The organism is Methyloversatilis sp. (assembly GCF_965284615.1).
Lineage (GTDB): Bacteria > Pseudomonadota > Gammaproteobacteria > Burkholderiales > Rhodocyclaceae > Methyloversatilis.
Map to the genome: position 1 here is coordinate 1,882,616 of NZ_OZ260098.1, position 17,050 is coordinate 1,899,665.

A 17,050-nucleotide genomic window follows, 5' to 3' on the forward strand; every position below is an offset into this window, starting at 1 on the left:
CCCGATCAGTGCGCGTTGCGCGCGGCTTCGCGGCCGCGTTCGACCAGCGACAGCACGCGGTCACCGGTGGCCTTCGGATCGTTCGAGCCGCTGTCCTTGACGCCGGTTGACAGCATCACGAACACGTCATGCGCGAAGCTGTTCAACTCGGCCATCACGTTGCGCGTCGAGCGGGCGAAGAAGTTGAACGCAAGTGCTGCCGGGATGGCGGTCGCCAGACCGATGGCGGTCATGATCAGCGCCTCGCCGACCGGGCCGGCCACCTTGTCCAGCGTGCCCTGACCCGACATGCCGATGGCCAGCAGTGCGTGGTAGATGCCCCAGACGGTGCCGAGCAGACCGATGAAGGGCGCACTGGAGGCGACCGAGGCGAGGAAGGTCTGGCCGTATTCCATGCGGCTGCGATCGCGTTCGATCGAGCGCTTCAGCGCGCGGGTCAGGAACTCGTCGGCGCTGCCGGTGGCGATCAGGCCACGCGTGCCGGCATTGCCACTGCGCAGGGTTTCGACCGCGCTGAAACCTTCGTGCACCAGGTGCGAAAACGGGTCGGTCACGCCGTGCGAACGCATGTCGCGCGCCACGTCTTCCAGCGACGAGGCGTTCCAGAAGCGGTCGAGGAAGGTGCCGCTCGCGCGACGCTGGCGGAAGGCCACGATGCCCTTGAGCACGATGAGGAACCAGGTACCGATGGAGGCCAGCACCATCAGCACGAGGATGGTGGTTGCGACACCGTCTGCATTCGACAGAAAGTGCGCAAAGCCGAGGGACTCATTCATTCAAATTTCTCCTGATGGAAGCCTGATGCAAAAGTTGGCCGCCGCGCAGTGTACGCCTGACGCGGACGGGAACAAATCACGAGTTGAGACCGAAGTCGATCGGTATGTCGGCCAGACCGGCAACCGGTTCTTCGCCGCGCCGGGCGGGAACGAACTTCCACTTGCGCACCGCCTCGAGCGCCGCTTCGTCCAGACGCGGGAAACCGCTGGACTTCCGCACCTCGACATTGGTCGGCAGACCATTCACGTTGACCATCACGCGCAGCATCACGCGACCGGCTTCACCCAGGCGCTTGGACATCGGCGGATAGGCCGGGCGCGGGTTCTGCAGATAGGCGACGTTGAATTTTGGCGGGGTGACCGGCGGCGGCGCGACCGCCGGCGCCGCCGTGACCGGCGCCGGTGACGGCTCGCTGACAGGCGGTGCATCGATGGCGACCGGTTCCGGCGGCGCCGGCGGTTGCGGTGCAACGGTGGCACTGGTCGGCGCGTCGGCGGCGGCCGCGATCTGCGGCAGCGGCTGTTCCTTGCGCACCGGTTTGACCGGTTTCACGACCGGCTTCGGTTGTTCGGGCTCGACCCGCTTCACTTCCTGCGGAGGTTCCGGCGGCGCCATCGGCAGCGGTTCAGGGGCGATCAGCGTGGCCTGCATGATCATCGGCGGCGCCTCCAGCGCCGTCGGGTTGTGCACGATCCACAGCAGTGCGGCGGCGTGCAGCAGCACCGCGCCGGCGAGCGACATGCCGCGCAGCGGAAGACCCACCGACGGGGTGCCGGAAACCGTCTCGCGACGGACGACGCGGCTGGCGGGGTGTGTCAGGCCCGCCCCCGCGGACTGCACGAAGGAAGCTTCGGAAGGAACGAATGCGGCGCTGCTCATCGGGCCGCTCCGACGGAGAGGTGGGGCGTGAAGTCGTGCATCGATCGTCGGCGTTCTGTGAGTTCAGGAATGCGGTGTGCCGGCCTGCGCGGGCGCAGGCTGGGCGGATGCTGCGGGGGCGGCCGTGAGCTGATCGAACAGGCGGGTCGCCGGGAAGGCGGTCAGCAGCCACAGCGCGGCGACACTGAGCAGTGCCGACAGTGCGCTGCGCAGCAGGGGTGTGCGCGGCGTTGCGGGTTCGGCGTGGCGGCTGTTCATGGCGGTTGTACGGACTGCGCCCGGGCGGAACCGACCCGTCGCGGACGGGCCGGCATGGCAGTTCCGTCGGGAAACCGCCGCGTGCGTCAGCTGCCGAGTTCTCCCATTGCGGACTGCGTGTAGTTCTGCAGCCCCATCTTGTCTATCAGGTCCAGCTGGGTTTCCAGCCAGTCGATGTGTTCCTCGGTGTCGGCGAGGATCTTGCGGAACAGGTCGCGCGAAACGTAATCGCCCGCGCTTTCGCTACAGGAGATCGCGTCCTTCAGCGTCGCGTGCGACTGCTGTTCGATCTTCAGATCGGCGCCGAGCATTTCCGGCACGTTCTCGCCGATCAGCAACTTGTGCAGGTCCTGCAGATTGGGCAGGCCTTCCAGCAGCAGGATGCGTTCGATCAGCATGTCCGCATGCTTCATTTCCTCGATCGACTCGTGATACTCGTGGTCGCCGAGCTTGGTCAGGCCCCAGTTCCGGTACATGCGCGCATGCAGGAAGTACTGGTTGATCGCAGTCAGTTCGTTGACCAGCTGCTTGTTCAGGTACTGCAGAACCTTCTTGTCGCCTTTCATGAGACTTCTCCTGGTCAGGCGGTGCCACAACGGTGACGCCTGACCGAATTCTAGGCCGTCGCAAGGCGAGTGCGGCGACCTGTTTATGCGAGGTATCAGGCCGCGGCGGCTTCTGCGTGTGCCCGGTGAAGACGGATCGGCTGCAGTTCGGCGCGGGCGGCGTCAATCACTTCCTTGGCGGCGCGCACGCAGCGCCCGCAGTCGCGGCAGCAGCCGAGCTGGCCGGCGACGTCGCGCACGGTGCGGCATCCGGTATGCACTGCGGCCTTGATGTCCCGGTCGGTCACCGGTTCGCACAAGCAGATGTACATGGCTCTATTTGGTCAGGATGAGTTTTCCGTTGCGCGTCAGCCGCAGCGAGTACATCTCGCCGCCGTGATTGATCGCGACCTGTTTGCGCCCGCCCAGCAACTGGCTCGAATCGAGCGCAGGCGGCGTCGGAGCAGCGGCGCTCTGCGTTGCCGGTTGCGGTGCCTGCGACGGAGGAGCGGATTGAGTCATTCGCCAATGGGCATAGAAATGAGAATGGTTCGTATTAGTACAGAAGCGAGGGGCGGTGTCAAGCGCGGCATATGCGCTTCCCGCACATCGAAGTGCAACGATCGGTGACGCCCGCCCCTACAATCGCGGGATGGACAGAAACGCCCCTGATCACATGCCGGCCGACGCACCGTTCTGCCCGGTTCATCACCCGGACTTCATTCCCCATCCGGACCATGCCGAACAGGCGGTCAGCCGCGTGCTGTGGCTCAGCGCCCTGGCCATGGTTGCCGAGATCGTCACCGGCTACCTGTCGGGCTCGATGGCGCTGCTGGCCGACGGTTGGCATATGGGGACCCATGTGGCGGCGATGGCGATCAGTGCATTCGCCTACACCTATATGCGCGCTCACCGCGGCAGCGCCCTTTACAGCTTCGGACCGGGCAAGGTGTCCTACCTCGCCGGCTACTCGTCCAGCCTGCTGCTGGCCGGCGCAGCGCTGTTCATGATCGTCGAGTCGGCGGCGCGGCTGCGTGCGCCGCACGCGATCCACTACGACGAAGCGTTGCTGGTGGCGCTGGTCGGTCTGGCGGTCAACCTGATCAGTGCCTGGCTGCTGCACGGCAAGGGCGGGCATGCGCACCACGGCCATGCTCACGGTCACGACCACCCTGACGACCATGCTCATCATCAGGGCGAGCACGACGACCACAATCTGCGCGCTGCCTATCTGCACGTGGTGGCTGATGCGCTCACCTCGATCGCGGCGATCGCCGCGCTGGTGGCAGGCAAGTGGGCTGGCATGAACTGGCTGGATCCGCTGGTTGCGGCGCTGGGCGGACTGCTCATCCTGCGCTGGGCCTGGCATCTGGCGCGCGACAGCGCCACCGTGCTGCTGGACCGTCAGATCGAGGGCAGCGTGTTCGACGCCGTGCTCGGTCATGTCAACGACTGGGGCGGCCGGCCGCTCGACGTCCACCTCTGGCTGCTGGCGCCGGGGCGGCACGCGCTCGCGCTGACCGTGGCGGCGTCGCCGCGGCTTGACCCCGAGGCGCTGCGCGCGCGTCTTGCCGGCGAGAGGACGCTTGCGCACGTGACGCTTGACCTGAGGGTGATCGACGACGCTTCTGGTGCGGCGCAACAATCGCTATAATCGCGGGCTTTTCACAAGGAGCGAGACATGGGTCTGGAACGAGTTCCGTCGGGCAAGGATCTGCCCAACGATTTCAACGTTGTGATCGAAATCCCGATGCATTCGGACCCGGTCAAGTACGAAGTGGACAAGGAGTCGGGCGCCGTCTTCGTCGATCGCTTCATGTCAACCGCCATGCACTACCCGTGCAACTACGGCTACATTCCGCACACCATCGCCGGCGACGGTGACCCGGTCGATGTGCTGGTGATGTCGCAGTTCGCGCTGCCGCCGGGCGTGGTCGTGCGTTGCCGTCCGATCGGCATGCTGAAGATGGTCGATGAGGCCGGTGAGGATGCGAAGCTGCTGGCCGTGCCGGTGGACAAGCTCACTCCGATGTACCGCTCGGTGCAGAGCCCGCGCGACCTGCCGCAGATCCTGCTGGACCAGATTTCGCACTTCTTCGAGCACTACAAGGATCTCGAGCCGGGCAAGTTCGTCAAGGTGCAGGGCTGGGGCGATATCGAGGACGCCAAGAAGGAAATCATGGCAGGCGTCGAGCGCTATCAGCAGGCCGAAGAGAAGCCGAACTACTGAGTTCGAACTACGGCGAGTCCGGCGCCCCGCCGCGCGTGCGGTAGGGCGTGCGCTCCTCCAGTTCGTTGATGTGCAGTGCGATGCCGGCGCGCTCCCGTTCGAGGTAGCGCGCCACCGCATCGGAAAAGTCCTCGTCGCGCAGCCAGTGCGCCGACCACGTGCGTACGGGCGTGAAACCGCGCGCCATCTTGTGCTCGCCCTGGGCACCCCCCTCGAAAGCCTGCAGGCCGCGTTCGATCGCGTATTCGATGCCCTGGTGGTAGCAGGCCTCGAAATGCAGGCAGGGTACGTATTCCATTTCCCCCCAGTAGCGTCCGTACAGCCGCGTGTCGTCGCGCAGGTTCAGTGCGCAGGCGACGTCCAGCCCGTCACGCGACGCGATCACCAGCATCAGTGATTGCGGCGTGCGTTCGCGCAGCAGCTCGAAGAAGCAGGCATTCAGATATGGGCGCTGTCCGCGCACGCGGTAGGTGTTGCGATAGCAGGCGACAAACAGGGCCAGTTCCGCGTCGCTGATGTCGGCGCCGTCGATGCGCCTGAGCGTGACGCCGGCGTCGCGCACGCGTTGACGCTCCTGGCGGATCTTCTTGCGCTTGTCGGCACTCAGCGTGGCGAGGAATTCGTCGTGGCTGCGGTAGCCGGCGTTGTGCCAGTGGAACTGTACGGATTCACGCAGCAGCAGCCTCGACGTGTCGATCGCCGCCAGTGCCGCGGCGTCCGGAAACAGCAGGTGCGCCGACGACACGCCGAGCGTACGTGCGTGTGCGATCCAGGCGTCGAGCAGCACAGCGCGCGCGGCGGTGTCCTGCGCCAGCAGTCGCGGGCCGGGAACCGGCGTGAAGGGCACGGCGCACAGCAGCTTGGGGTAGTACTCGCGTCCGCTGCGCTCCAGCGCCTCGGCCCAGGCCCAGTCGAACACGTATTCGCCGTAGCTGTGCGACTTCAGATAGCCGGGCAGGGCGGCGACCAGACGCTCGCCTTCGTATAGCGCGAGGTGATCCGGCTGCCAGCCGGTATCGGGCGACACGCAGCCGGACGCCTCGAAAGCGTCGAGCAGTGCGTGCGACAGCGTGGCGTGACCGCCGGTGAGCGCGTCCCACTGTGCCGCGTCGATGTCCGCCATCGACGCATGCCGTTCGACGCGCAGGCTGTCGCGCTTCATGCCTGCGATCAGTCGTACTTGATGTACTTGAAGCGCGGATCGTCCGGCGTACCGGCGAGCGCGCTGCCTTCTTCCGCGCCCGGTTGCCACATGATCACGTCCTCGATCTTCTTCGCCAGCTGGAAGTCGCGCTCGGTCACGCCTTTGGCTTCGTGATTGACCAGCTTCACGATCACGAAGGCATAGGACACGGCGAGATCCGGGTGATGGAAGGCGGCCTCGGCCAGATGACCGACCGTGTTCACCACCATCAGTGTGCCCTTCCAGCCGCTGGTCTTGTACTTGCGGCGGATCCAGCCGTCCTCGTAATACCACTTCGGCAGTTCCGCCTTCAGGCGGGCATCGATTTCCTCCGGCGTGAAGGCTTCGTTCGGGCCGGCTTTTCTCCACTGCGACATATCGGTCTCCTTGAGTAACGCCACTCCGACCGCTGCAAGCTGCATGCGTTGCGTACGCCGGAATGAAAAAACGCGCTGCATGCACCAGACGAGCCGGGCCGTGCAGCGCGCGCGGGATTCGGCCGGACCCGGGGGCCCGGCCGGTCGCTCAGGACGCGAAGTTCGCGGCGGCGAAGTCCCAGTTCGCCAGGCTGGCGAGGAAGGTGTCCACGAAATCCGGGCGACGGTTGCGGTAGTCGATGTAGTAGGCGTGTTCCCACACATCGATGGTCAGCAGCGGCTTGGCGTCGGAGGTCAGCGGGGTGCCGGCGCCGCTGGTGTTGACGATGTCCAGCGTACCGTCGGCCTTTTTCACCAGCCAGGTCCAGCCGGAGCCGAAGTTGCCGACGGCCGAGGCCTTGAAGGCCTTCTTGAACTCGTCGAAGCTGCCCCACTTGGCGTCGATGGCGGCCGCCAGGGCGCCGCTCGGGGCGCCGCCGCCAGCCGGCTTCATGCTGTTCCAGAAGAAGGAGTGGTTCCACACCTGGGCCGAGTTGTTGAACACGCCGCCGGCCGGGGCCTTCTTGACGATGGCTTCCAGGTCGAGGTTCTCGAACTCGGTGCCCTTGATCAGGTTGTTCAGGTTGGTGGCGTAGGCTTGATGGTGCTTGCCGTAGTGAAATTCCAGCGTTTCACGAGAAATGTGCGGTGCCAGTGCGTCGAGCGCGTAGGGCAGCGGAGGCAGGGTGTGTTCCATGTTTTTTCTCCCAGTCGGTCGGTTCAAAGCCAAGTCCATGAGTGTATGGCCGGCCATCGGTCAGCACAAGGCGAGTCAGTCGGCGGCGCCGGAATCCGGGTATGAATGGCTGACTTCGACGTCCGCGTGGCCGCGAGCGAAGTCTATGCGCAGCGGCTGCCTGTGCATCAGCGTGGCGGCGTCCCGGACGATGCGGCCCTCGGTGTCGCGCACGATGGAGTAGCCGCGTGACAGCACTGCGGTCGGATCGAGCTGAGCGAGTTGCGTCGCGCCGAGGTGCGCGCGCTGGCGGGCGTGATCCAGGCGGGTGTGCATGGCGTGGCGCAGCTGTTCTGCCAGCCGCGACAGGGTTGCCTGCCGCATCGCCTGCGTCGGACGTGCGAGCCGCAGGCGCATCGCCAGTGCTTCGGCCCGCCGCTGCGCCTGTGCCCGCTGTGCCGCATGAGCGCGACGCAGCCTGTCGTAAAGGCCATGCAGCCTGTCGTGTGCGATGCCCATCTGTCTTGCAGGCGGCCGCAGTCGGGCGGCGAGGTCGTCGAGTTTCTGCCCGTGTGCATCGAGCCGGCTGCGCAGCGCCCGGGCAAGACGGGCACTCAGCGTGCGCAGACGTCCCGCCGCTTCGACGTGGCCGGCGCTGACCAGTTCGGCGGCTGCGGTCGGCGTCGCTGCGCGCACATCGGCGACGAAGTCGGCAATCGAGAAATCCGTTTCGTGGCCGACGCCGCTGACCACCGGTACCGGACAGGCGGCGATGGCGCGCGCTACACGCTCGTCGTTGAAGGCGGCCAGATCCTCGGCGGAACCGCCGCCGCGCACCAGCAGCACGACCTCGGCGTCGACGCTGCCCGCCTGACCGATCGCGGTAGCGATCTGCCGCGGGGCGTCTACGCCCTGCACCAGACAGGGCAGCAGCACGATCTCCAGATGCGGTGCGCGCCTTGCCAGCGCCGCCAGCACGTCGCGCAGTGCCGCCGCGCCCGGTGAGGTGACGATGGCCAGCCGGGCGGGCAGGGCGGGCAGCGGCCGCTTGCGCGCCGCGTCGAACAGGCCTTCGGCCGCGAGGTGCGCCTTCAGCCGGAGGAAGGCTTCGTACAGATCGCCGACACCGGCGCGGCGCATGGCGTTGACGGTGAGCTGAAAATCGCCGCGCGCCTCGTACAGCGACACCTGGGCGCGCACCTCCACCCGCAGTCCCGCCTTCGGTTCGAAGGGCAGCAACTGGCTGCGGCCGCGGAACATGACGCAACGCACCTGCGCCGCCTCGTCCTTCAGCGAGAAGTAAAGATGGCCTGATGCGGCCCGTGTCACACCGGACAGCTCGCCACTGACCCAGAGCACCGGAAACTGGCGCTCCAGCGCGAGACGCGCGCGTCGCGCGAGCTCCGACACGGCGATGGCGGCAGAGCCCTTGCTGTCTTCATTGACTGTATTCATGAATCGATTTTCGCGACGTCGTCAACACCGACGCGGCTGTCATGGAAGCTTAATTTTTGATCGGCGTAAGGAAAACGCTTACCCCGAGGCGAGTTAGCAAAGCCGCTCAGACAAAACCCACACAGTTATCCACAATTTCTGTGGATAACCTCGTCGGCCGCATCGCCGGCGATGTCCCAGGGTTGCCGCCCCTCGTCGTGCAAGCTACAGTTCGCCGCTTGTTCACGAAGGGGCTCTACGTGTTTGAGATCATCCGCGCGGCCGGCTGGCCGATCTGGCCGCTGATAGCCGCCTCCGTCATCGCCGTCGCGCTGATCATCGAACGTCTGGCCAGCCTGCGTCGAAGCAAGGTCGTGCCGCCGGGTCTGCTCGAATCCATCGCCACCGACCTGAAGGGCGGTCAGCCGAACGCCGACATGATACGCCGCGTTGCCGCGCACTCGCCGCTGGGCCGCGTGCTGGCCGCCGGCCTGCGCAATGTGCGCAGTTCCCGCGAGGTGATGAAGGAGGCGATCGAGGAGGAGGGGCGCGCGGTTACGCATGACCTCGAACGTTATCTGACCACGCTGGGCACCATCGCTGCGGCGGCGCCGCTGATGGGCCTGTTCGGTACGGTGGTCGGCATGATCGAAATCTTCGGTTCGCAGACCGCCACCGGCAGCAATCCGCAGCAACTGGCCAGTGGCATCTCGATCGCGCTGTACAACACCGGCTTCGGTCTGCTGGTGGCGATTCCGGCGCTGATTTTCCACCGCTACTTCCGCGGTCGCGTCAACGACTTCATCGTCGATATGGAGCAGCAGGCGATCAAGCTGGTCGAGGTGGTGCACGGCGAGCGCGCCGCGAAGTAAGGACGCCTCATGAATTTCCGACGCGGCCGCGGGCGTGAAGAGCTCGAAATCAATCTGATCCCGCTGATCGACGTGCTGCTGGTCATCCTCATCTTCCTGATGGTGACCACCACCTACTCGAAAACGGCCGGCCTCGAAATCACGCTGCCCAGTGCCGAAGCACCGGAAGCGGAGGCGACTGATCGCGAGATCAATGTGCTCATCACCGCGCGCGGCGACATCCTGATCAATCGCCTGCCGGTGGCGGCCGGCAACGCCGACGTGCTGGCCGAGGCACTGGCGAAGGCGGCGTCGGGCAAGCAGGAGCCGGTGGTCATCATCTCGTCCGACAAGGACGCGCGGCTGCAGTCGTCGATCGACGTGATGCAGGCAGCGCAGCGCGCCGGCATCGCCGGCATTTCCTTCGCCACCCAGTCCGACGCGTCCGGCGGCCGATGAGCACCGCGCCCGCGCTGTGGCGCAGCCGCGGCGTCGCGGCCTGGCTGCTGTGGCCGCTGTCGCTGCTGTTCCGTCTCGTATCTGCGCTGCGACGCGCCGCTTTCCGCGCGGGACTGATGCGTGTAGACCGTCTGCCGGTGCCGGTGATCGTCGTCGGCAACCTCATCGCCGGTGGTGCCGGCAAGACGCCGCTCACGCTCTACCTCGCTCGCGCGCTCGCCGAGCGCGGCTGGCGCCCCCTCATCGTCACACGCGGCTACGGCGGTCGCGCCGATGCCGTGCATGAGGTCAACGCCCGGGCCGACGTCACCCAATCGGGCGACGAACCGGTGCTGCTGGCGCGGCGCAGCGGCCTGCCGGTGTGGGTCGGTCGCCGTCGTGCCGATGCCGCACGGGCCGGGCTGGCGGCTCATCCCGAGTGCGACCTCGTGCTGTGCGACGACGGCCTGCAGCACTACGCGCTGGCTCGCGACGTCGAGATTGCGGTACTCGACAGGCGCGGTGTCATGAATGGTTTCCACCTGCCGGCAGGGCCCTTGCGCGAACCGCCGGCTCGCCTGCGTACGGTCGATGCGGTGGTGCTGAACGGCTTGCCGACGCCGCCTGAGGGTGTCCGCACCGCCTTCTGCATGCGTCTGCACGGCGAGCGCTTCCATCGGCTCGATCGTCCCGGACAGCAGGCGGCGGCGGCCGATCTGGGCGGGCTACGCCTGCATGCGGTCGCCGGCATCGGCGAGCCGGCACGCTTCTTTGATCACCTGCGCGCGCTCGGGCTCGAGTTCGTCGCGCATCCGTTTCCCGATCATCACGTGTACTCGGCGCAGGACCTCGCCTTCCCCGGCTGCGATGCGCTGCTGCTGACGGAGAAGGACGCGGTAAAATGTCACGGATTGTCGGACACCCCGATGTGGGTATTGCCGGTCGAGGCACACCTCGACCCTGATCTGGCGGGTTACATCGCGACCCGTCTAGCGGAGTTGAAGCATGGATCCACGTCTTCTTGAAATTCTCGTCTGCCCGGTCACCAAGGCCCCGCTGGTGCTCGACCGCGCACGCAACGAGCTGCAGTGCAAGGCCAGCCGCCTGGCGTATCCGATCCGCGACGGCATTCCGGTCATGCTCGAAGACGAAGCACGTGAAATGAGCGAGGAAGAAGTCGCCGCGCTGCGCGAGCCGGCTGGCCGCAACGGCTGAGCGACGGGGAGGTCATCATGTTCAAGGTCGTCATTCCCGCCCGCCACGCATCGACCCGGCTGCCGGGCAAGCCGCTGCTCGACATCGGTGGTCTGCCGATGGTGGTGCGCGTGGCGCAGCGCGCCGCGCAGAGCGGCGCCGAGGCGCTGGTGATCGCCACCGACCACGAAGCCATTGCCGATGCGGTGCGCGCCCACGGCTACGAGGCGGTGATGACGCGCAGCGATCACGCCACCGGCACCGACCGCATCGCCGAAGTGGCGGAGAAACTGGGCTGGTCGCCGGCTTCCGTGGTGGTGAACGTGCAGGGCGACGAGCCGCTGATCGATCCCGATCTGATCCGCCAGGTCGCGCTCGCGCTCGATCAGGACCCCGAGTCGTCGATCGCCACCGCCAGCAGCGCCATCGCGGAAGCGGCCGATTTCTTCAATCCGGCGGTGGTCAAGGTGATCTGCGACATCCACGGCCGCGCGATGTATTTCTCGCGCGCGCCGATTCCGTGGGCGCGCGATGATTTCGCCACGTCGCGCGACACGCTGCCGGCCGCGCTGGGTGCGCAGCGCCACATCGGCATCTACGCCTACCGCGTGCGTTTCCTGCAGCGCAACGCGCGCCTCGATCCGGCACCGATTGAGCAGGTCGAAGCACTCGAACAACTGCGCGCGCTGTGGCACGGCTACCGCATCCGCGTGGTGGCCGACGTACCGATGCCGCACGCCGGTGTCGATACGCCGGACGATCTGGAGCGCGTGCGCGCGCTGTTTTCCACCGGCACGGTCTGACGCATTGCCGTTTGACCGCGCTTCCCGTTGGCGGTAACGTCGCGCCCGCTGGCATTGCGTTTGCCGCGGCGCGCGCACTGTTCCACCAGAATCCAAAAAACAGACTCACATCAGGAGAGGACATGCGTCTCATACTTCTGGGCCCGCCGGGCGCAGGCAAGGGCACTCAGGCGACCTTCATCAAGGAACGCTTCAACATCCCGCAGATTTCCACCGGTGACATGCTGCGCGCCGCCGTCAAGGCCGGCACGCCGCTGGGCATCGAGGCGAAGAAGGTGATGGACGCCGGCGGCCTCGTGTCCGACGACCTCATCATCAATCTGGTCAAGGACCGTCTGAAGGAAGACGACTGCAAGGCCGGCTACATGTTCGACGGCTTCCCGCGCACGATTCCGCAGGCCGACGCGATGAAGGCGGCCGGCGTGCCGATCGACTTCGTGCTCGAGATCCAGGTGCCGGACCAGGACATCATCACCCGCATGAGCGGCCGCCGTGCCCACATCGCGTCGGGCCGCACCTATCACGTGGTGTTCAACCCGCCGAAGGTCGAAGGCAAGGACGACGTGACCGGCGAACCGCTGGTGCAGCGTGACGACGACCGCGAGGAAGTGGTGCGCAAGCGTCTCGACGTGTACCACTCGCAGACCCGTCCGCTGGTCGAGTACTACTCCGGCTGGGCGCAGCGCGGCGAGCCGGGCGCACCGAAGTACCGCGCCATCTCCGGCGTCGGTCCGGTCAACGAAGTGAAACAGCGCGCCTTCGACGCGCTGGCCTGATCTGCATGGCCGCAAACCTGTTCTACGCGCAGTCCGGTGGCGTCACGGCGGTCATCAACGCGACCGCCTGCGGCGTCATCCAGGCGGCGCGTGAGCATGGCGACGTGATCGGCAAGGTGTTCGCCGGGCGCAACGGCATCCTCGGTGCGCTGCACGAAGACCTGATCGATACCTCGCTGGAAAGCGACGCGTCCATCGCCGCCCTGCGTCACACGCCGGGTGGCGCTTTCGGCTCCTGCCGCTACAAGCTGAAAGGCCTCGAAGAGAGCCGCGCGCAGTACGCGCGGCTGATCGAGGTGTTCCGCGCGCACGACATCCGTTACTTCCTCTACAACGGCGGCAACGATTCGATGGACACCGCGTGGAAGGTGTCGCAGATCGCCGAGAAGCTGCATTACCCGCTCACCTGCGTCGGCATTCCGAAGACGGTGGACAATGATCTGGTCGAGACCGACAACTGCCCGGGCTTCGGCTCGGTGGCGAAGTATGTCGCGGTGTCGATGATGGAAGCCGGTCTGGACGTCGCCTCGATGGCGCGCACGTCCACCAAGATTTTCGTGATGGAAGTGATGGGCCGCCATGCCGGCTGGATCACTGCCGCTGCGGGTCTGGCCGCGCGCACGCCGGCCGAGGCGCCACATATCCTACTGTTCCCCGAAATTCCGTTCGACGAGGCGGCCTTCCTGGCGCGCGTCAACGCCTGCGTGCGTGAGCACGACTTCTGCGCCATCGCGGTGTCCGAGGGCCTGCGTGGCGCCGACGGCAAGCTGCTGGCCGAGTCCGGCACGCGTGACGCCTTCGGTCATGCCCAGCTGGGCGGCGTCGGTCAGCAGATCGCCGAACTGATCAAGACGAAGCTCGGCCACAAATACCACTGGGCGCTGCCGGACTACCTGCAGCGCAGTGGTCGCCACATCGCGTCGGGCACCGATGCAGAGCAGGCCTATGCGCTCGGCCGCCGTGCGGTCGAACTGGCGATCGAGGGCCGCAATGCGGTCATGCCCGCCATCGTGCGCGTGTCCGATACGCCCTATGCATGGAAGATTGACGTGGCGCAACTGCAGGACGTTGCGAACCGCGAGAAGATGATGCCCAGGCATTTCATTTCCGACGATGGCTTTGGCATCACCGAGGCCTGCCGGAAATACCTGCAGCCCCTGATCGAAGGTGAGGACTATCCGCCCTACGTGAATGGACTGCCGGCCTATGTCAGCCTGAAGAACGAAAGCGTGCCGCGCACGCTGCCGCCGTTCTCGGGCTGACCGGGTCGAAGACGCACCGCTTGTAGCCGCACGCTCCCCGGCGTGCGGATGACATACCAGGGCAGGCGCCGCAGGGGCGCGTGTCCGGCAACCCACAAGGTTGCTCGCTGCTTCCGGGGCGGGGTCACGGCGCCGCCCTTTCGTTGCACGCAGTCAAAACAAGAGGAGGGGTGATGTCGTCGTTCGGTCTGTGGTTCGCACTCGTGTGCGCAGTGGTGGCCATCGTGTATGGCGCCGTATCCAGCAAGTGGATCCTTGCCCAACCTTCCGGCAATCCTCGAATGCGAGAGATTGCCGACGCCGTGCAGGAAGGGGCGAAGGCCTATCTCAACCGTCAGTACCGCACGATCGCCATCGTCGGTGTCGTCCTGACCATCCTCCTCGCAGTCACCTTGGGCATGTCCACCGCGGCCGGTTTCGTCATCGGCGCGGTGCTCTCTGGTGCAGCCGGCTACATCGGCATGAACGTGTCGGTCCGCGCCAACGTGCGTACGGCGGAAGCCGCGCGCAAGGGCATTTCCGAAGCCTTTGACGTCGCCTTTCGCGGCGGAGCCATCACCGGCATGCTGGTGGTCGGCCTGGGCCTGCTGGGGGTGGCAGGCTACTACGCGATCCTGAAGGGCTCGGCGGCGCATGACGCGACCATAGACCAGATCATCCATCCGCTGATCGGCCTCGGTTTCGGCTCGTCGCTGATATCGATCTTCGCCCGTCTGGGCGGCGGCATCTTCACCAAGGGGGCCGACGTCGGTGCCGACCTGGTGGGCAAGGTCGAAGCCGGCATTCCGGAAGATGATCCGCGCAACCCGGCGGTGATCGCCGACAACGTCGGTGACAACGTCGGCGACTGCGCGGGCATGGCGGCCGACCTGTTCGAAACCTACGCGGTGACGACGGTGGCGACCATGCTGCTTGGGGCGCTGATGCTGAAGTCGAATGCCGAGGCGGCGGTGATCTACCCGCTGGCGCTGGGCGGCTTCTCGATCATCGCGTCCATCATCGGCTGCATGTTCGTCAAGACGAAGCCGGGCCAGAAGATCATGAACGGCCTCTACCGCGGCCTCATCGTCGCCGGTGTGCTGGCGCTGATCGCGTTCTACCCGCTCACCACGATGCTGATGCCGGACGATGCGCTCAATGCGTCGATGGGCATCTACGACGGTGCGCAGATGCGGTTGTACGGCGCGGCGGTCGTAGGCCTCGTGCTGACCGGCCTGATGGTGGTGATCACCGAGTACTACACCGGCACCGATTTCAAGCCGGTGAAGCACATCGCGGAGGCCTCGACCACAGGGCACGGCACCAACATCATCGCCGGCCTCGGCGTGTCGATGAAGTCCTGCGCCTGGCCGGTGCTGGCCGTGTGCGCGGCGATCTGGGCGGCCTACACGCTGGGCGGCCTGTACGGCATCGCCATCGCAGCGACTTCGATGCTCAGCATGTCCGGCATCATCGTCGCGCTCGATGCCTACGGCCCGATCACCGACAACGCCGGCGGCATCGCCGAAATGTCGGAACTGCCGGATTCGGTGCGCGCGGTGACCGACCCGCTGGACGCCGTCGGCAACACCACCAAGGCGGTGACCAAGGGTTATGCCATCGGCTCGGCCGGTCTGGCCGCACTGGTGCTGTTCGCCGACTACACGCACGCGCTGGAAGCGGTCGGCCACAGCGTGGCTTTCGATCTGGCCAATCCGGCGGTCATCATCGGCCTGTTCATCGGCGGCCTGATTCCCTACCTGTTCGGCGCCATGGCGATGGAAGCGGTTGGCCGTTCAGCGGGTGCCGTGGTGGTCGAGGTCCGTCGCCAGTTCAAGGAAATCCCCGGCATCATGGAAGGCACGGCCAAGCCCGATTATTCGCGCGCGGTCAACATGCTGACCGTGGCGGCGATCAAGGAAATGATGATTCCGTCCTTGCTGCCGGTTCTGGTGCCGGTCGTCGTCGCCTTCGGCATCGCCTTCCTGATGGGGCCGCAGGCCGGTGTGCAGGCGCTGGGCGGCGTGCTGATGGGCACCATCGTGACCGGCCTGTTCGTCGCGATTTCGATGACCACCGGCGGCGGCGCCTGGGACAACGCGAAGAAGTACATCGAGGACGGCCACTTCGGCGGCAAGGGCTCGGAGGCGCACAAGGCTGCGGTGACCGGTGACACGGTCGGAGATCCGTACAAGGACACCGCCGGCCCGGCGGTGAACCCGCTGATCAAGATCATCAACATCGTGGCCTTGCTCATCGTGCCGCTGCTGCCGTCGGCCACCGGCGCGACGCACGCCGCAGCGCCGGTACAACCGACCGCTCAGGCGATACAGGTGAAGCAGGTGGTGCAGCTGTCTCAGGCGCAAGCTCCGTTGCAAGCTCAGGTGCAACAACTGACGCAGACCAGATAAGGCCACTGTGCAGGGACGAAGAAAAGCCGGCCCCGCGGGGCCGGCTTTTTTGTACCTATCGTTCAGCGCAGCGGCGGCAGCTGGCTGGCGCGCACCGCAGCCTTGATCGCGGCGCTGTTGTTCGGTTCGGCTTCCACCCACTCCTTCGCCACCGCCTGCAGGCGGCCCCAGTCGCCGTCGTTCTCGTGCTGGATGGCGCGCAGGAAGTAGGGCTTGTCCTCGTCGGCGGCGGCCCAGAACGGCGGGGTGGCGTCGCGCAAGGGCAGTCCTGACGCGGCGATGCCGCTGTGCACCCATTCCACCGGCACCGCGAAGTGACGCTTCATGCCCGGAATGAAGAAGGTGAGCACACCGACCAGACGGCCGTCGGCATCGAACAGCGCGCCGCCGGATGCACCCTGCTGGAAGGAGGCGTCGGTTTCGATCACCAGCGCGCCATCCATTTCGTGCAGCGCGGTCACCTGGCCGTCGCTCATCGACAGCGCCTTGCCGCCGGAGAAGCCGACCGCGTGCACCGTGTCGCCCACCTTCAGTGTGCGCGAGGTGGCCATGTCCACCGGTCGGCCCATCGCGTGCGGCGTGGTCATCACGCACAGGTCGTGGCGCGGATCGACCGAACTGGCCTGCGCCGGTACGCCGCTGCTGCCTCGGGCCACGATCACGTTCGTTGCGATGCCGACCACGTGACAGTTGGTGATCACGTGCGTGTCGTCGATCTGCACGCCCGTGCCGGTGTTGATGCGTCCGTCGGCGTTCGCCGCCAGCACCTTCACCACGTGCATCGACAACTGGATGTATCGCTCGGCACTGGCGTGTGAAGCCTGAGCGACGGTGAGCAGAAACAGCAATCCAAGGGCACGCATGACGATCTCCTTGCTGGCTTCCGGATCCTGGCCGGACCCGGTGGCGATGAACTGACTAACGGAACATGGCTGTGT

The 17,050-nt window shown here is 66.2% G+C and carries 21 protein-coding genes; 10 read left to right on the forward strand and 11 right to left on the reverse strand.

Annotation, left to right across the window (positions count from 1 at the left end):
* Positions 1–5: 5 nt before the first annotated feature.
* The 6 genes from ACQ66H_RS08995 to hemP all read right to left on the reverse strand — a co-directional run bounded on the left by ACQ66H_RS08995 (position 6) and on the right by hemP (position 2,981).
* Entirely contained in the window at positions 6–776 is a 771-nt protein-coding gene (locus ACQ66H_RS08995; protein ID WP_020164367.1) for a MotA/TolQ/ExbB proton channel family protein, read from the reverse strand.
* Between the two features lie 76 nt (positions 777–852).
* Entirely contained in the window at positions 853–1,656 is an 804-nt protein-coding gene (locus tag ACQ66H_RS09000; protein WP_430433728.1) for an energy transducer TonB, read from the reverse strand.
* Positions 1,657–1,719: 63 nt separating this feature from the next.
* Positions 1,720–1,914 carry a hypothetical protein gene (locus tag ACQ66H_RS09005; RefSeq protein WP_430433729.1) on the reverse strand — a complete coding sequence of 65 codons (195 nt, stop codon included), beginning with the start codon at positions 1,912–1,914 and terminating at the stop codon, positions 1,720–1,722.
* Positions 1,915–2,000: 86 nt separating this feature from the next.
* Positions 2,001–2,480, reverse strand: coding sequence for a bacterioferritin (gene bfr / locus ACQ66H_RS09010; protein ID WP_019918572.1), 480 nt, complete (start codon positions 2,478–2,480; stop codon positions 2,001–2,003).
* Positions 2,481–2,575: 95 nt separating this feature from the next.
* Positions 2,576–2,791: a (2Fe-2S)-binding protein gene (locus tag ACQ66H_RS09015; RefSeq protein WP_304003487.1), complete on the reverse strand. Its 216-nt coding sequence runs from the start codon at positions 2,789–2,791 to the stop codon at positions 2,576–2,578.
* A gap of 4 nt (positions 2,792–2,795) precedes the next feature.
* The gene (gene hemP / locus ACQ66H_RS09020) at positions 2,796–2,981 is read right to left on the reverse strand and encodes a hemin uptake protein HemP (RefSeq protein ID WP_430433730.1); all 186 of its coding nucleotides are present in this window, start codon (positions 2,979–2,981) and stop codon (positions 2,796–2,798) included.
* A gap of 130 nt (positions 2,982–3,111) precedes the next feature.
* On the opposite strand from hemP, the gene dmeF reads away from it, so the two are divergent.
* Together dmeF and ppa are read left to right on the forward strand one after the other, a co-directional pair.
* A complete protein-coding gene (gene dmeF, locus ACQ66H_RS09025) occupies positions 3,112–4,113 on the forward strand; it encodes a CDF family Co(II)/Ni(II) efflux transporter DmeF (RefSeq protein WP_430433731.1) in 1,002 nt (333 codons plus the stop codon).
* Positions 4,114–4,140: 27 nt separating this feature from the next.
* The gene (gene ppa / locus ACQ66H_RS09030) at positions 4,141–4,689 is read left to right on the forward strand and encodes an inorganic diphosphatase (RefSeq protein ID WP_019918568.1); all 549 of its coding nucleotides are present in this window, start codon (positions 4,141–4,143) and stop codon (positions 4,687–4,689) included.
* A 7-nt stretch (positions 4,690–4,696) separates the two neighbouring features.
* On the opposite strand, the gene ACQ66H_RS09035 is transcribed toward ppa, so the two are convergent.
* The 4 genes from ACQ66H_RS09035 to xseA all read right to left on the reverse strand — a co-directional run bounded on the left by ACQ66H_RS09035 (position 4,697) and on the right by xseA (position 8,419).
* Entirely contained in the window at positions 4,697–5,851 is a 1,155-nt protein-coding gene (locus tag ACQ66H_RS09035) for a GNAT family N-acetyltransferase (protein ID WP_430433732.1), read from the reverse strand.
* 8 nt (positions 5,852–5,859) lie between these two features.
* Positions 5,860–6,249: a 4a-hydroxytetrahydrobiopterin dehydratase gene (locus ACQ66H_RS09040; RefSeq protein WP_304003482.1), complete on the reverse strand. Its 390-nt coding sequence runs from the start codon at positions 6,247–6,249 to the stop codon at positions 5,860–5,862.
* Between the two features lie 148 nt (positions 6,250–6,397).
* Positions 6,398–6,985, reverse strand: a complete 588-nt coding sequence (locus tag ACQ66H_RS09045; RefSeq protein WP_304031945.1) for a superoxide dismutase — start codon at positions 6,983–6,985, stop codon at positions 6,398–6,400.
* A 75-nt stretch (positions 6,986–7,060) separates the two neighbouring features.
* Positions 7,061–8,419, reverse strand: coding sequence for an exodeoxyribonuclease VII large subunit (xseA, locus tag ACQ66H_RS09050; protein WP_430433733.1), 1,359 nt, complete (start codon positions 8,417–8,419; stop codon positions 7,061–7,063).
* Positions 8,420–8,658: 239 nt separating this feature from the next.
* On the opposite strand from xseA, the gene ACQ66H_RS09055 reads away from it, so the two are divergent.
* The 8 genes from ACQ66H_RS09055 to ACQ66H_RS09090 all read left to right on the forward strand — a co-directional run bounded on the left by ACQ66H_RS09055 (position 8,659) and on the right by ACQ66H_RS09090 (position 16,112).
* Positions 8,659–9,270 carry a MotA/TolQ/ExbB proton channel family protein gene (locus ACQ66H_RS09055; protein ID WP_430433734.1) on the forward strand — a complete coding sequence of 204 codons (612 nt, stop codon included), beginning with the start codon at positions 8,659–8,661 and terminating at the stop codon, positions 9,268–9,270.
* Between the two features lie 9 nt (positions 9,271–9,279).
* Positions 9,280–9,708, forward strand: coding sequence for an ExbD/TolR family protein (locus tag ACQ66H_RS09060; protein ID WP_430433735.1), 429 nt, complete (start codon positions 9,280–9,282; stop codon positions 9,706–9,708).
* Positions 9,705–10,712 carry a tetraacyldisaccharide 4'-kinase gene (gene lpxK, locus ACQ66H_RS09065; RefSeq protein WP_430433736.1) on the forward strand — a complete coding sequence of 336 codons (1,008 nt, stop codon included), beginning with the start codon at positions 9,705–9,707 and terminating at the stop codon, positions 10,710–10,712. Before ACQ66H_RS09060 ends, lpxK begins: the two co-directional genes overlap by 4 nt.
* Positions 10,693–10,902 carry a Trm112 family protein gene (locus ACQ66H_RS09070; protein ID WP_020164379.1) on the forward strand — a complete coding sequence of 70 codons (210 nt, stop codon included), beginning with the start codon at positions 10,693–10,695 and terminating at the stop codon, positions 10,900–10,902. The genes lpxK and ACQ66H_RS09070 overlap by 20 nt, the downstream gene beginning before the upstream one ends.
* Before the next feature lie 17 nt (positions 10,903–10,919).
* Positions 10,920–11,684 carry a 3-deoxy-manno-octulosonate cytidylyltransferase gene (kdsB, locus tag ACQ66H_RS09075; protein ID WP_430433737.1) on the forward strand — a complete coding sequence of 255 codons (765 nt, stop codon included), beginning with the start codon at positions 10,920–10,922 and terminating at the stop codon, positions 11,682–11,684.
* Positions 11,685–11,806: 122 nt separating this feature from the next.
* Complete coding sequence (gene adk / locus ACQ66H_RS09080) at positions 11,807–12,460, forward strand: adenylate kinase (protein ID WP_430433738.1); 654 nt, start codon at positions 11,807–11,809, stop codon at positions 12,458–12,460.
* Positions 12,461–12,465: 5 nt separating this feature from the next.
* The gene (locus tag ACQ66H_RS09085; RefSeq protein WP_430433739.1) at positions 12,466–13,722 is read left to right on the forward strand and encodes a 6-phosphofructokinase; all 1,257 of its coding nucleotides are present in this window, start codon (positions 12,466–12,468) and stop codon (positions 13,720–13,722) included.
* A gap of 173 nt (positions 13,723–13,895) precedes the next feature.
* Positions 13,896–16,112 carry a sodium-translocating pyrophosphatase gene (locus ACQ66H_RS09090; RefSeq protein ID WP_430433740.1) on the forward strand — a complete coding sequence of 739 codons (2,217 nt, stop codon included), beginning with the start codon at positions 13,896–13,898 and terminating at the stop codon, positions 16,110–16,112.
* Between the two features lie 62 nt (positions 16,113–16,174).
* Here ACQ66H_RS09090 and ACQ66H_RS09095 read toward each other — a convergent pair whose 3' ends face one another.
* On the reverse strand, positions 16,175–16,975 hold the full coding sequence (locus tag ACQ66H_RS09095) for a S1 family peptidase (RefSeq protein ID WP_024300487.1): 801 nt from the start codon (positions 16,973–16,975) through the stop codon (positions 16,175–16,177).
* Between the last annotated feature and the right edge of the window lie 75 nt (positions 16,976–17,050).